The following is a 14,679-nucleotide window of genomic DNA, read 5'->3' as shown; positions in this document are numbered from 1 at the left end:
CTTAATTTAAGAGTTTTATTAAAGCTTTAGATTCTTTGCTCTTTTTAGAATCTAGTAGAAGAGATTCTTCACTTTGCTTTGCAAAGTTCATAATGACAAGGTGAATTTGCAAGAGACTTTAGAATGACAAGGGGAAATATTCTAGTAGAGTCATTTAGAGATTCTTCACTACAACTTAAGTAATGACAGAGAATTTGAAGAGGTATTTCGGCTTTTCAAAGCCTCGCACGAGCGAAGCTACAAGCCCCACTTGCAAATATGACAAAATGGATATTTCGCTTTATTCACGCCCTCGTGCGTGCCTAACGCAACTCATCTGCACTTGCAAATAGAGATATTTCGTCTTAGGCTCAATTCAAGTATTGAATATGCGATTCTCCCATAAACTTGCAAATAGAGATATTTCGCCTGTTTCACAGGCTCAATATGACAAAGAAAATCATTTTTCAAATGAAGATTCTAAAAACATTTCTTGTCATTCTGAAGTCTTGCGTAGCAAGGCTGAAGAATCTATCCCCGTAGATTCTAAGAGAGGTATTTCGGCTTTTTCAAAGCCTCGCACGAGCGAAGCTCTTGCCAAAACTTACAAGAAACAACAATGCTCTTGCCCATACTTGCAAATATGACAATGGGGATATTTCGCTTTCTTCACGCCCTCGTGCGTGCCTTACGCAACTCACCCGCACTTTACAAAGAGGACAAACTAAGGATTCTTGTCATTACCTCGCTTTACTTGCAATATTAATGTAGATTCTAAGAGATACTTTGCTATGCTTAAGTAATGACAGAGAATTTGAAGAGGTATTTTTGCTTCGCAAAAACCTCGTGCGTGCCTTACGCAACTCACCCGCACTTTACAAAGAGGACAAACTAAGGATTCTTGTCATTACCTCGCTTTACTTGCAATATTAATGTAGATTCTAAGAGATACTTTGCTATGCTTAAGTAATGACAGAGAATTTGAAGAGGTATTTTTGCTTCGCAAAAACCTCGTGCGTGCCTTACGCAACTCACCCGCACTTACAAATATCACAACTCTCTTATATTTACAAATAGGATAACACTCTTGCCCCTCCCCATTTGCGAATGGAGCAAGCTTTCTTGTCATTCTGAAGTCTTGCGTAGCAAGGCTGAAGAATCTATCCCCGTAGATTCTAAGAGATATTTCGTCTTCGGCTAAATACCCCGCCTCTTGCTAATTCAAAGGGTAAAAACTTGCAGATAGAGATATTTCGCCTTTGGCTCAATATGACAACTGCCCCTGCTTACAATGATTTAAGCATCTCTAATCAATATCACTTTCATATAAGTTTTGCTAAGTTTCTGTTTGCTGACTTAAACATTTTCTCTAATTATGTCTAAACCACTTTTTGCACTAATTGGGTTTGCTGATTTAAGCATCTCTAATGGGTAAAAGCACCAATAAGCTCCCAAGTAAAGCAATGCCACAAAAGATAAAAAGCCAAAAATACCCCATAAAGCCAAGAATATAGGCAAAGAGAAAAGAAAAGATAGCCTGAAAGATTCCAAAGCTCAAAGTAAGTAGGCTAGAAGCCTTTGCAAAATGCTCTTTTCCTACGATGTGTAAAGCTAGAGCATTAGTCAATGCCACATTGCCTGTCGTGGTAAAGCCCATAAGGAATATGGAGAGATTAAGTAGCTCAATCTCTGTGAAAAATGCTGCGATGAAGCAAGATGAGGCTTTTGCTAAAAGCACGAGGATATGGGCGTTCTTTAGCCCGATTTTCCCTGCTAAGATGCCACTTGCTAAAGCTCCAATGGCTGAACCTACGCCAAAAAACGCCCACGAAGTCCCCGCAATCGTGCTGCTTAAATGCAGATTACGCACCAAATAATCCACCCAAAAGAGAGTATGAGGTAGGTAGCCAATGGCATTTAGCACATAAGAAATGATTAAGAGATACAGAAAATATGAGGGCTTAAACGCACTATCTTCATAAGCCCTCTCTTTAGGCGGGTGTAAGGGCTTTAACGCAAAGAGGCTGATGAAAAAAGCCACCAAGCTTAGTCCCCCTAGCAAGAACCACACATAATCAATAAAATTAGCAAAATGCGGTAAGACAAAGCCACTAAACACCGCCCCAAGCCCTATGCCGCTAAAGATAAGCCCGCTTGTGCTTGAGCGATGCTTTTCTTTGACAAAAGCAAGGCATAAGGGGGCGGCTAAGACCATCAAGCAAGCACTCGCAACTCCTGCGAAAAATCTCCACACCCACGCCCAAACAAAAGGTAGAGAATCAAAAAAGCACGCAAAAAAGCTTAGGGCAATGATTAAAAAGCTAAGTTTAGCGATGGCTTCAAGTGAGAGGTATTTTTGCAATGCTTCAAGCATCGCACTGCCAAAGATATAGCCCACCAAAATAGCAATGCCTAATTGCACGCTTTGATTAGCACTCATCTTATTAGAGAGTATCAGCAGGGGGATAAGCACCACATAGCCAAACCTCGCCAAGCCATTTGAGACAAAAGTCGCAAGAAAACAAGAAAAAAGTCGCCAAGCCATAGTTAGTCCTTAGAAAAGTGTTTATATAGTATTAGAATCATAACGTATTAGAATCATAGCAGCATTGGAAGTGGGTAAATAGGGTGTGAAAATCAGATAGATTGTTAAATTTAGAGGTTATTGACTTAGCCTTATTTGATATCTAGTGAGATTTTCTTGCTATTGATGATTTTATCATCTATGATAGCGACGTTGTGAGTAACAGCATTGTTTAATCTTTTTTCATAAAAAGTAACAAATTAATGCAGAATCTTGAGTATCTTTTAGAGATGATTCACTTTTGTCATCTTAAGCCAATGATAAGAAAAAAGAGCAGATTCTTAAGTAATGACATTAATTTATCATACTTACAAATACCACAACGCTCTTATATTTACAAATAGGATAAACTAGATTCTTATTTTTAAATGTCTCTTGTCATTTTTAAAAAAGTGATAGCAACTGAATAATCTAAAAAACCTTTAGCCCCTTGTCATTCTGAACCTGCTTTAGCAGGTGAAGAATCTCTTCTGCTAGATTCTAAAAAGCTAAAGAATCTCAAAACAAGTTTATAGTTTATTGTCATTTTTAAGATTTAAAGCCTCAATTCTTCTTGTCATTACTTAAGCCTTTAGGCGAAGAATCCCTTAGAATATCTTAAAGATTCCATAATAAGAAATTCTTCAGCCTTGCTATGCAAAGTTTCAGAATGACAAAGGGCATTTGCAAGAGACTTCAGAATGACAATCCACTTTGTCGTGTTGAGGGAAAGTAACACACTTCTTAGAATCAATGAGAGATTCTTCAGCCTTGCCACGCAAGACTTCAGAATGACAATCTGGTTTGTCCTATTGTCATACCAAGACCCTTTTTTGTCATACTGAAGCGTTAGCCGAAGTATCTCTAATAGAATCTTTTAAGATTCTACACTTAACCTAATTTAAGAGTTTTATTAAAGCTTTAGATTCTTTACTCTTTTAGAATCTAGCAGAAAAGATTATTCACCTGCTAAAGCAAGTTCAGAATGACAAGGATTGCTAGATTCTTTAATCAAATACAGAATCACACACAGAATCTCAAAGAATCATAGAAAATTCTTTTAACCCTCAATCTTTAGATTCTTTAATCAAACAAAGATTCATGAAATATTAATGAAGCACATAATAGAGAGAATCTTTGCTCCTTTGGAATCTAGCATAAAAGATTCTTATAGATTCTTCACTTTGCTTTGCAAGGTTCATAATGACAAAGTAAATTGTCATCTTTACAAGTATAGGCAAAATCCTTAGGGATTGTGCAAGCTTGCAAAACAAAATATCTCTAGTCTATAAAGTGATACTTTATTATTTAAGTATCTCTAATAGAATCTTTTAAGATTCTACACTTAGCCTAATTGAGAGTTTTATTAAAACTTTAAGATTCTTTAGCCTTTTAATTTTTTTGTCTCTCTTATTCTCTTTGAATCTTTAGATTCTTTGCTCTTTTAGAATCTAGTAGAAGAGATTCTTATAGATTCTTCAGCCTTGCTACGCAAGACTTCAGAATGACAAAGGGCATTTGTAAGAGACTTCAGGATGACAGGGATTTTTATTTGTCATTATGAATGAGAATTGAGTTTATCAGATTCTTGCAAATTTAATTTATCCTATTTGTAAGTATGGGTGAGGGCGTGAGGCACGCACGAGGGTGTGAAGAAAGCGAAATATACCCATTATTTACATTATGAGATACTTCGCTTCGCTTTAGTAAGGACAATCCCCCTTGTCATATTTGCAAGTATGGGCAAGAGTATTGTTGTTTATCTTGTAAGTTTTGGCAAGAGCTTCGCTCGTGCGAGGCTTTGAAAAAGCCGAAATATCTCTCTTTATATTCAAGGTGATTTTTTACTATGTTAAGAATGATAAGAATCCTATTTGTCCTATTTACAATGCTACCTTGTCATTCTTAAAGGATTGTGAATTACCTTTGTCATTGTGAGCTTGTCTTGGCAAATGAAGAATCTATTTAAGGAGTTGGTAACACTATTGAAATATCTAGCAATCCTTGTCATTACTTAAGCGTATGTGAAGCCTCTATTAAAATCACTAAGAGGGCTAAAGGATTAATTTAGAATCTTTAATTTAGAATCTTGGAGGATTCTTTGTATAATGCTTTTAAAATTTTATATAAAAAAGGCAAAGGATTGTTTCATCTCTCATCTCGCCGCTACACAGGAGCAAAAACCAAGCTTTTAAACAATATAGATTTAGTTATTTTAAAGCATTTTGATTACACAAAGCATAAAGGTTTAAGCTTTTTTGATGTGTTTGCAGGAACAGGGGTAGTAAGTGAGTTTTTTACAAAAAAGCCAGAATTTAGACATTTTATTATCAATGATTTTTTGTATGCAAACTATGTGATTTATCAGGGTTTTTTTAGTCAAAAAAGCTTTTCTTACAAGAAACTTCAGGCTTATTGCAAGGAATATCAAAGCTTAAATCCCAAGCAAATCAAAGAGAATTACTACTCTAAGCATTTTGGAGATAAGTTCTTTAGCCACAATGATTCTAAGCTCATAGGCGAGATTAGAGAGAATTTAGACTTGCTTTTAGGCAAAAAACATATCAATCAAAAAGAATTTACCCTCCTTTTAGCAAGCCTGCTTTATAGTGCCGATAGGGTGGCAAACACTGTGGGGCATTATGATGCGTATCGTAAAAATATTATTTTACAAGATAGATTTAAATTTACCCTCATAGAGCCACTAAAAAGTAAGGCAGAGATAGAAATTTTTAGAGAGGATTCTAATGCTTTAGCAAAGAGACTTAGAGAAGAGCAAAGAAATATTGATATAGCCTTTATCGACCCACCATATAATTCAAGACAGTATAGTAGATTCTATCATTTGCTTGAGAATTTAAGCCAAAATAAAAAGCCCAAACTCTATGGAGTAGCCCTCAAACCAGAGCCAGAGAATCTTAGCAGATATTGCAAGATAGAGGCAAAAGAGGCTTTTAGGGACTTGATAGAAAATCTTTCAAAGATTGCTAAAATCTTGGTGGTTACTTATAATAATACTTATGGTGCGAATGCTAGAAGTAATGCAAGATTAAACGATAAGGAGATTAAAAATATCCTAGAATCTATTGGAAAAACAAGCCTTTATGAGTTTAAGTTTAAAGCCTTTAGCAGTGGAAAAACAGATTTTAAAAATCACAAAGAAAGAATTTTTATATGTCAAACATTAATCAAATAAACCCCCTCTATCAAGAGTTTATCCCAAGTCCGCTTAATTATATTGGTGGTAAATATAGGCTTTTAAAGCAAATATTTCCATTTTTTCCTAAAGATATTAATACAGCACTAGATTTATTTTGCGGTGGAGCGAGTGTTGGCATAAATATTGAGGCAAAAAATATCATTCTCAATGATTCTTTAGTGGAATTAACAAGACTTTACCAAACCTTGCAAAGCCAAGATTTAGAGACAACCTTTAATGTAATTTGTAAAATTATTAATACTTTTAAGCTCTCAAATAGCGCAAAATATGGCTATGAATTCTATGGGTGTAATAGTCAAAAAGGTTTATCAAGCTACAATAAAAAGCAGTTTTTAAAATTAAGAGAGCAATACAATAAAGAAAAATATATATTTCATTTTTTTGTATTAATTGTTTTTGCTTTTAACAATCAAATTAGATTTAATTCTAAAGGAGAGTTTAATTTACCTTGTGGAAAGAGAGATTTTAATACAAATATGCAAGAAAAATTAAAGCGTTTTATTATCAATTTACAAAGCAAAAATATAGAAATTTCAAATAAAGATTTTAGGAAAATTGACCTAGATGTTTTAGATTCTAAAAGTTTTGTTTATATCGACCCACCATATTTTTTAGCTACTGCTCCCTATAATGAAAATAATGCTTGGGAATTACAAGATGAATTGGATTTACTTGAGTTTTTGGAGATGTTAGATTGTAAAAGCATCAAGTTTGCTTTATCAAATGTTATCTATCACAAGGGAAAGGAACATAAGGTTTTGAAAAATTGGTTAAAGAATAAATCTCAATTTAAAACACATTTTTTGAATTTTCACTATAAAAATTGCAACTATCAAACAAAAAGAAATTTATCTAAAGAAGTTTTGATTGTAAATTTTTAGAGCTTAGGAGAGTCCTATGGTTTATGATTATTTTGGAAACACAAGTTTGAGAGTAAGGAATTTGCTTTATAACTTTGAAACACAACTTATTTTGTTTGAGGAGCTTTTTAGTAATGCTGATAAAATGGATACTTGGAGTAATGGTTCAAACCTTCAATTAAAATACCTAGAGTTTTTAAAACAACATAATCTTTTAGAATCTAAAAAGAAAACTACAAACTTAGGTACAAAAGATGCGAGGGTTAAGTCTGCACCATTAGAAGATTATCATCTTATCAACCGTAAGCAAAAACTTATTACTCCACAAGGTTATGAGCTATTAAATCTCATAAAAACTCAAAGTTATAAAATTAATAATGATTTTTTGCAAATTGATTTAATCTCATTGTTTTTCTTAAAAGCAACATTAAATTTTAATCATAATTCTTCCTTGCTTGATAAATATTTAGAAGTCTTTAAAGCCTTTAATGGAATCTTGGAGCTTGAGACTTTTAGATTCTTGCCACTTATAAATAATTTTGAAAATACTAAAGATTTTATAGATTCTATTAAAAATAAAAACTTGATACATAATATACTTTTGCAATCACCACAATATAAACAACATTTAACAATATTTTTAGAAGATTTAGCAAAAAATACTCCCAAGGCTGATTATTTTAAAACTGCAAAAGGTATAAAAACAGCCTTAGTAATTATTAAGGTTCTAAAGGAAATATTTTTACCCTTTAGAGATTCTAAAGATTTACAGATTTTAGAAAACCTTATAAATTCTAATAATTATTTAGATTTTAAAAAGCTTTATTTGCCCTATATTATTAAAAATGGTAAGAAAAGTGAGAAAATATTGGCTTTGGAGAAATTTTGTGAAGGCGATTTATTAAACTTTGGCAAAAGATTTTTTGAATTTATTTTTACTGCTAGAATTCTTTCAAACCTCGATGATTGTTTGGATTTAAATCGCAGATATTTAAACCTTACAGGCATATTTGAATTTAGCCAAGATAAAGTAGAAGTTAATCTTATTTTTAAGATAATATTAAAACACTCAAATTACAAAGAAGTCTTAGAAAGAATAGCAAAAAGTCCCATTTCTCAAAGCTTTTTAAGTGAATATTTTAATAATAAAGAATTTAAAAAATATTTTCAAGAGTTGGGTATCACAAAACCACAAGAAATAAAAAACTACAAACTTAAGATAGATAAAGAAAGACTTATAAAACTTTTAAAAACTAGATTCACAAAAGAAAATATAATAGAAATTTTAAACCTTTTTAATGATAGAAATAATGATGCTAAAATTTATGAAAATGTAACCATAGAGGCAACCATTCCTACAATTTTTGAATATATTATTGCGATTGCTTGGTGTTATATTGATGAGAATAAAGTTGAAAGAATTTTAGAAGCTGGATTAAGCCTTGATTCTAATCTCTTACCAAAATCTCACTCAGTAGGAGGAAGTGCAGATTTTATTTACTCCTATACTAACCATTGTTTGATGATAGAAGTAACTCTTACTCAAAGCTCAAACCAAAGAAGGTCAGAAATGGAAAGCGTTTCAAGGCATTTAGGCAATTTATTGTTAAGCCTAGATTCTCAATCTCAAGCACAAAGCTATGGAATTTTCATTGCTCCTTATTTAGATAAAAATGTGTTAAATGACTTTAGAAGCCGTATAAATTGCTATTTTGAAAATGAAAAAAGCCATATCAAAGGAATGAAGATTCTACCATTAAGTACGCAAGACATTATCACTATTTTAGAATCTAATTCTAGTTATCAAGCCCTTTTACCAAAATTTCAAAAAGCCCTTTCAAGCAACGAAATTTGGGGAAGTAAATGGTATCAAACACACATTCAGCCAATGCTTAAAAGCTTATAGTTTTGAATTTAAACTTTTAATTAAGATTAAAAAAGAATATCCAAATGGAAATGCAAATGTGCCTTTGTTATTGCTACTCAATACAATGAAAATTTTAAAAGAAAAAATCAATGATTCTAAGATTTATAAGAGTGAAATTGCATTTTTTCTTTGCTGGAGAAATTTTCATTTTAGGGCGTTGGCAGATTTTATACTTGATTTTAGAAAACAATATCCCCATTTTCTTTACAGCAATGAAATAATTTATGAAAAATGCTTAAAACTTTTACAATCCACCAATACAAATCGCTTTAAAATCTCGCAAATTTGTGGCGAATCTATCGATGAATATATAAGAAAAATGCGAATTTGTGGGATTATATCGCTTCGTGGAAATGGGAGATTTTTAGATTTTAATACTTTTGAAATGCCAAAGATAGAGTATGTGATAAAAAAATATTCTACTTTTGAAGTCTTTTCTAACAAGGAATCTTATTTTAAATATATGGGAGAAATTGATTCTCATATTTTAGAAATCACAGAGCAAGCAGATACAAGCAACCAAGCTAATCTAAGATTACAAACTCTAGAAAAATTTGCCTCTCAATACACAAAAGAACAAATTTATAGGGAATTAGAAATACTTAGTGTTAAAAAAGTAAATAGTAAAGATGAAGTGCTTAAATTTATCCCTGAATCTGTAAGATTGGAGTTTTTGACCGCCATAGCCTTAAAACAACATTTTAATAGCTTAAAGATTATGCCAAATTATAGCATTGATGATGAGGGCTTACCCAAATGCCACGCTAGTGGGAATAAGCCAGATATTCTTTGTGAGGATAAAGAAAGCAAATCCATTATAGAAGTGAGTTTGATTTGTGGCAGAGCACAGGTTAATAATGAGCTTTTGCCTATTGCTAGGCATTTAAAAGAGATTATAGAATCCTCCATAGATTCTAATGTGTCTTTATTCTTTGCCCTCTTTATCGCACCAAAAATCTTTGAAGATTCTAAAAGATATGTGAAATTTATCAAATACGATGAAAACTTAGACATTATAAATTTTGATATTTTAGAATTTATCAATCAATTAAAGACTTACTCTCACAAATCATTGCCTTTTAGTGAATCTCTCAAGAGACTAAGTTGGTTTAGAAAATTTTAAGTAATTTAGAATATTAAATTTCTTAGCATAAAGAAAGTAAAATGAAACAATAAAAATATGATGAGATTACTCCTTTTTAAAAACTTGTCTAAAAAATAACCTCACCTAAAAACTAGAGAATTTATCTTTAAAACCCCTCTCTTTAAAAAGAAAAAAATAACTTTCCTTAAAAATACCCTATTTTTATTGACTTTTGCTACATCTACATAAACATTGAATAGGCATTAAAATTGTATGCTTTTATGCTACTATTTAAATACAAAAATATCTAAGGAGGATTTATGCCCTTTGTCAATATTAGAATCACCAAAGAAAATGGCGAGCCAACCACAGAGCAGAAAAAGGAGCTAATTGATGGGGTTACTGATTTACTTGCTAGAGTTTTGAAGAAAAATAAAGCCTCTACTGTCGTGATTATCGATGAGATTGACACAGATAATTATGGCTTAGGAGGCAGGAGCATTACGGAGGTAAGGAAAGATTCCAAAAGCTCTCAATAATAAATTTGTATGGAGTGATTAGAATCGATGCTTCAAGTAAGGAAAGATTCCAAAAGCTCTCAATAATAAATGTAAATTCGTTATACATTTCCCAAGCTTGTAAGGAGAGATTCCAAAAGCTCTCAATAATAAATTTGTATGGAGTGATTAGAATCGATGCTTCAAGTAAAGAGAGATTCCAAAAGCTCTCAATAATAAATGTAAATTCGCTATACATTTCCCAAGCTTGTAAGGAGAGATTCCAAAAGCTCTCAATAATAAATTTGTATGGAGTGATTAGAATCGATGCTTCAAGTAAAGAGAGATTCCAAAAGCTCTCAATAATAAATGTAAATTCGCTATACATTTCCCAAGCTTGTAAGGAGAGATTCCAAAAGCTCTCAATAATAAATTTGTATGGAGTGATTAGAATCGATGCTTCAAGTAAAGAGAGATTCCAAAAGCTCTCAATAATAAATGTAAATTCGCTATACATTTCCCAATAAGCTTGTAAGGAAAGATTCCAAAAGCTCTCAATAATAAATTTGTATGGAGTGATTAGAATCGATGCTTCAAGTAAGGAGAGATTCCAAAAGCTCTCAACAATAAATGTAAATTCGCTATACATTTCCCAAGCTTGTAAGGAGAGATTCCAAAAGCTCTCAATAAACTCAATAAATAAGATAGCTTGCGATAGACCAAATAACTTTTGATAAATTTTGATAGCTTGTGATAAACTAGATAGCTCTCAATACTAAAATATGAAGTTTTCAATAGTTTAGCACGATAAATGAGAGAGTTTGTAATACTAAAATGCTATGAATAAAATGCTAGAAATTTAGAGAGTTTTTCTATCATAAATTCTCATTTGAAATTGCCTTTGATATAAAATTTGCAAAAAACTACAAGAAAGCAAGATAAAGTTATAAGAAAGCAAGACAAAATCTACAATCATAGCTAATCCCTTAAAAAGTATTGATAAAAAGCATTACATTAGAATTTATAAGCGGTATTACAAATAAATAAGCAAATAGATAAAAGATAGATAAATAAATAGATAAAAGATAAATAAGTATGAGGGTTGGCTAAAAGGCAGAATTTTAAGAAGAGATAGCAATGGCATTTTATGCTCATTACTTTTATGCTCATTACTTTATGAGAGTCTAAAAATATTCCACAAGTTGAGGGATAAACTTGCCTTTGTAAGGGTGGATTCTATGAATATGCTTTTATGCTCATTACGCTTTGCAGGAGTTTTTAGAAAATCAAGCTTAAGTAGATTCTTCAAGGTGCAGGATAAAACCCAAATCATTTATCTAAATCATTGAACCTAAATCATTTATATTGTAGGGTAGATAGAGCTATACAGCACAAAGATAGAGGCATAAATTTATATCTTTTAGCCCTTAGGGATTAAAAAGCTAGGGGTTAAACTTAAAAAGAGGCTAGGCATTAAACTTAGAATAGACTAGAGGTTAAATTTTAAAAGGGGCATTAAATTTATAAGGATTAAAAAATAAATCATTTTAGAATCATAATATTTATAATCAAAACTTTAAAACCACAATATGCTGCTATAATCATAATTTTAAGAAAGGGGAATGTTTGAGATTAGGCACTTACAAAGAGCAGGATTTGTTTAGATTGAATGATGATTTTCAACATAATAAACAATCCTTTCTCTCCTCACTCAAAGGCAAATCCCTAGCTTACAAACGCTACACCAAAAGCCCCCTGCGTTATGGCGGGGGTAAAACCTTAGCAGTGGGCTTAATCATCGAGCATTTCCCTAATGATGTCAAGCGACTTATCTCTCCTTTTATAGGTGGGGGCAGTGTGGAAATAGCAAGTGCCTTAGAGCTTAATATAGAAGTCAAAGCCTTTGATATATTTGATATTTTGGTGAATTTTTGGCAGGTTTTATGCAGGGATTCTCAAAGCCTTTATGATGAGTTACTCAAGCTTGAACCCACCAAAGAGACCTATGCCATAATCAAAGATGAGCTTAAGGACTTTTGGAATGAAAGGCATAAAAATACTCATAATAGCCCCCAAATTAAAAATACTCATAATAGCCCCCAAATGAAGCTAGATTCTCTAACTCTTGCAAGAGATTATTATTTTAATTTTAATCTAAGCTATGGACCCGGATTTTTAGGCTGGATAAGTAAGATTTATGAGGATAAGATTCGCTATTTAAGTGCTTTGCAAAAATTAAAAGATTTAGGGCAAGATTCTAGGTTACAAAATTTAAGTGTAGAGTGTGCTAGTTTTGAATCTGTCTTTAAGCAATATCCTAATGATTTTTTCTATTGCGACCCGCCTTATTTTTTAGAGGGAGATTCTAAGATGTTTAAAGGAATCTATCCTATGCGGAACTTTCCTATTCATCACAATGGCTTTCAGCACGAGCTTTTAGCAGAGTGTCTAAAAAAGCATAAAGGAAAATTTATCCTAAGCTATAATGATTGTGAGTTTGTGAGAGAGGCTTATAGGGGCTTTATCATCTTAGAGCCAAAATGGCAATACACTATGGGACAGGGAGAAAAGAGGATAGGCAAAAATCGGATTGAAAGAGGCGATAGTGATAATATCAAACATAGCCACGAGTTGTTGATAATTAAGGATTGAGAGAATGTTGAAGTATTGAACGTTTTGCTATAATAGGAGCCAAAAAAAATAAAAGGAGTGAAAATGAGCCAAGAAACCTTAAAAAAAGTTCTAAGTAGAGATAAGTTTAGTATTCCAAAATATCAAAGGGATTATGCATGGAAAAAGAAAAACTTTGAAGAGTTATGGGAGGATTTAGAGGAAATAAAAGATTCTGGGGATTCTCAAGGACATTTTTTGGGAACCATTGTTGTGGCACCAAATGCGCAAGATAGTGAAAGATTTGATATTATTGATGGGCAACAGCGCATTACAACTATATTTATGCTTCTATATGCTCTTGTGTGCAAAAGTGAGTTTAAGGATAATTACAAAATTAAATTTCTAACCGACAAAAGAGGCGATATAAAGCTTGAAGTTGCTCCACAAAATAAAGAGTTTTTGAAAGAACTTTTAAAAGATTCAGAGAAAGGAACCTTATCATCAATATTGAAAGAAAAAGCTGATACAAAAGGAAAGGAAAATCTTTATGAAGTTTTTGAATCTATTCTAGATAAAGTATCAAATTTAGATAGCTCACAAGTAAAAAGTTATATTGAGACATTGCTAAAAATGGTTTTAATGTATTTAGAAGAACCAAATTCAGGTAGGGCGATACGCACATTTCAAAGTGTTAATGATAGAGGTGTACCCTTAAATCTGCTTGATAAGCTAAAATCGCTTTTGATTTATTATTCTAATATTTATTGTAATGGCAGTGGGGGTTTAGACGAAGAAATTAATAATACTTTTGGAGATATTTTTAGGATATTTCTAAAGATTGAAGACCATAGACATATTTCAAGTATTGGTAATCAGCAGTTTGGGGAGAGTGATATTTTTCGTTATCACGCAGGAAGTATTAAGTTTGAAGAGTTTGATCGTTTGGGGCAATATAGAGACAGTAGTGAAAATATTTATGAAAAATTAAAAATTGAATTAAAAAAATTAAGTAAGAATGATTTAAAAAGAAGAAATCTTGAAAATTTCATTAAAACTTATATCATTGATTTGAGAAACTTTTACCAATCTTTTTTAAATTTGCTGAACGAAATAGATACTAATCCTTATGTATTCAAGCTTTTCTTGCTTGAAAAGGTGAATCCTCATTTTTACAACTCTCTTATAAGGCTAAAAATCAATAACAATCTTGATGATAGAATGATAACTCTCATTGCAAAAATGGATATTTTATTCTTTAAGTCAGGCTCGTCACTTGATGCAACAGCATATAATCTCATCGATGCTTGTTTGATGGGAAAAAGAGATTTTGAAAATAAAGTTATCGATAGTTGTAAAAAAAATGCAAATATTATTAGAAAAGCCATAGATGATTTATTGCAATATGCTTATGAAACGCCTTCTTTTCATTATATATTCTTTGAGCAAAATTGTCAAAATATGGATATAGATGCACTAAAGAATCTTATCGAGAAGAAACAGCTTACACAAGAAAAAGAGCATATCATACCTAAAAATTTGCTTGAAATACAAGATGAAGTACAGGCAAAAAAGTTAGGTTTTGATAATTTAGAGGATTTGAATAATTTCATAAATTCGTATGGAAATCTTTTATCTCTTGAAAAAAACTTAATGGAGTAGCAAAAGATCAGGATTTGGTAGGTAAGGCAAAAATTTATCAAGATTCTAAAATTCCCTTCATAAGAAGATTTCCTTTGGAAAAATTCAATAAAATTTTATTAAAAGAGCGTAATAAAAAGTGTGAAAAGTGGCTTAAAGAAGAATTTTTTAAAGATTTTTTAAATTAATAGGAATAGTTAATGCAAAATCTTAAAATCAATATCAAAAATCGCTTAGTTCAAGCATTACGCAATAAGTTTGAAAACTACAAGCCTGAAACTTCCTCAATGCCTTTCCA

At 31.8% G+C, this 14,679-nt stretch carries 12 protein-coding genes; 9 read left to right on the top strand and 3 right to left on the bottom strand.

The annotated features are described in order from the left end of the window. Positions 1 to 368: 368 nt before the first annotated feature. On the top strand, positions 369 to 626 hold the full coding sequence (locus tag CQA44_RS09515; protein ID WP_147289783.1) for a hypothetical protein: 258 nt from the start codon (positions 369 to 371) through the stop codon (positions 624 to 626). A gap of 260 nt (positions 627 to 886) precedes the next feature. Here CQA44_RS09515 and CQA44_RS12645 read toward each other — a convergent pair whose 3' ends face one another. Together CQA44_RS12645 and CQA44_RS09505 are read right to left on the bottom strand one after the other, a co-directional pair. After that, positions 887 to 1,033, bottom strand: coding sequence for a hypothetical protein (locus CQA44_RS12645; RefSeq protein WP_181881859.1), 147 nt, complete (start codon positions 1,031 to 1,033; stop codon positions 887 to 889). Positions 1,034 to 1,393: 360 nt separating this feature from the next. Then, on the bottom strand, positions 1,394 to 2,524 hold the full coding sequence (locus tag CQA44_RS09505; protein ID WP_115547013.1) for a YbfB/YjiJ family MFS transporter: 1,131 nt from the start codon (positions 2,522 to 2,524) through the stop codon (positions 1,394 to 1,396). A 1,130-nt stretch (positions 2,525 to 3,654) separates the two neighbouring features. Between CQA44_RS09505 and CQA44_RS12640 the strand changes: the two genes are divergently transcribed. The 6 genes from CQA44_RS12640 (at position 3,655) to CQA44_RS13530 (ending at position 10,172) form a co-directional block, all read left to right on the top strand. Continuing rightward, positions 3,655 to 3,792 (top strand): hypothetical protein, encoded by a 138-nt coding sequence (locus tag CQA44_RS12640; RefSeq protein WP_181881858.1) that lies wholly within the window; start codon positions 3,655 to 3,657, stop codon positions 3,790 to 3,792. A gap of 893 nt (positions 3,793 to 4,685) precedes the next feature. Continuing rightward, positions 4,686 to 5,738 carry a DNA adenine methylase gene (locus CQA44_RS09500; RefSeq protein ID WP_115547018.1) on the top strand — a complete coding sequence of 351 codons (1,053 nt, stop codon included), beginning with the start codon at positions 4,686 to 4,688 and terminating at the stop codon, positions 5,736 to 5,738. After that, positions 5,717 to 6,643 (top strand): DNA adenine methylase, encoded by a 927-nt coding sequence (locus CQA44_RS09495; protein WP_115547012.1) that lies wholly within the window; start codon positions 5,717 to 5,719, stop codon positions 6,641 to 6,643. Before CQA44_RS09500 ends, CQA44_RS09495 begins: the two co-directional genes overlap by 22 nt. 16 nt (positions 6,644 to 6,659) lie before the next feature. After that, complete coding sequence (locus CQA44_RS09490) at positions 6,660 to 8,528, top strand: AlwI family type II restriction endonuclease (protein ID WP_115547011.1); 1,869 nt, start codon at positions 6,660 to 6,662, stop codon at positions 8,526 to 8,528. Positions 8,529 to 8,586: 58 nt separating this feature from the next. Beyond that, positions 8,587 to 9,672: an AlwI family type II restriction endonuclease gene (locus tag CQA44_RS09485; RefSeq protein WP_258864984.1), complete on the top strand. Its 1,086-nt coding sequence runs from the start codon at positions 8,587 to 8,589 to the stop codon at positions 9,670 to 9,672. A gap of 281 nt (positions 9,673 to 9,953) precedes the next feature. After that, complete coding sequence (locus CQA44_RS13530; RefSeq protein ID WP_408941387.1) at positions 9,954 to 10,172, top strand: 2-hydroxymuconate tautomerase family protein; 219 nt, start codon at positions 9,954 to 9,956, stop codon at positions 10,170 to 10,172. Here CQA44_RS13530 and CQA44_RS13525 read toward each other — a convergent pair. Then, the gene (locus CQA44_RS13525; protein WP_408941386.1) at positions 10,135 to 10,779 is read right to left on the bottom strand and encodes a hypothetical protein; all 645 of its coding nucleotides are present in this window, start codon (positions 10,777 to 10,779) and stop codon (positions 10,135 to 10,137) included. The genes CQA44_RS13530 and CQA44_RS13525 overlap by 38 nt on opposite strands. A gap of 977 nt (positions 10,780 to 11,756) precedes the next feature. Between CQA44_RS13525 and CQA44_RS09475 the strand changes: the two genes are divergently transcribed. After that, the gene (locus CQA44_RS09475; protein ID WP_408941385.1) at positions 11,757 to 12,782 is read left to right on the top strand and encodes a DNA adenine methylase; all 1,026 of its coding nucleotides are present in this window, start codon (positions 11,757 to 11,759) and stop codon (positions 12,780 to 12,782) included. 63 nt (positions 12,783 to 12,845) lie between these two features. Beyond that, a complete protein-coding gene (locus CQA44_RS09470; RefSeq protein WP_309544890.1) occupies positions 12,846 to 14,402 on the top strand; it encodes a DUF262 domain-containing protein in 1,557 nt (518 codons plus the stop codon). Positions 14,403 to 14,679 lie beyond the last annotated feature (277 nt).

Source organism: Helicobacter sp. MIT 14-3879 (assembly GCF_003364125.1).
This window is presented reverse-complemented; position numbering and strand designations above follow the sequence as displayed.

Excerpts from the sequence above, each read along its gene's own strand:
- CQA44_RS09515 (WP_147289783.1), top strand. The coding sequence starts at position 369 with ATGCGATTCTCCCATAAACTTGCAAATAGAGATATTTCGCCTGTTTCA.
- CQA44_RS09505 (WP_115547013.1), bottom strand. The coding sequence starts at position 2,524 with ATGGCTTGGCGACTTTTTTCTTGTTTTCTTGCGACTTTTGTCTCAAAT.
- CQA44_RS12640 (WP_181881858.1), top strand. The coding sequence starts at position 3,655 with ATGAAGCACATAATAGAGAGAATCTTTGCTCCTTTGGAATCTAGCATA.
- CQA44_RS09495 (WP_115547012.1), top strand. The coding sequence starts at position 5,717 with ATGTCAAACATTAATCAAATAAACCCCCTCTATCAAGAGTTTATCCCA.
- CQA44_RS09490 (WP_115547011.1), top strand. The coding sequence starts at position 6,660 with ATGGTTTATGATTATTTTGGAAACACAAGTTTGAGAGTAAGGAATTTG.
- CQA44_RS13530 (WP_408941387.1), top strand. The coding sequence starts at position 9,954 with ATGCCCTTTGTCAATATTAGAATCACCAAAGAAAATGGCGAGCCAACC.
- CQA44_RS13525 (WP_408941386.1), bottom strand. The coding sequence starts at position 10,779 with ATGTATAGCGAATTTACATTTATTGTTGAGAGCTTTTGGAATCTCTCC.
- CQA44_RS09470 (WP_309544890.1), top strand. The coding sequence starts at position 12,846 with ATGAGCCAAGAAACCTTAAAAAAAGTTCTAAGTAGAGATAAGTTTAGT.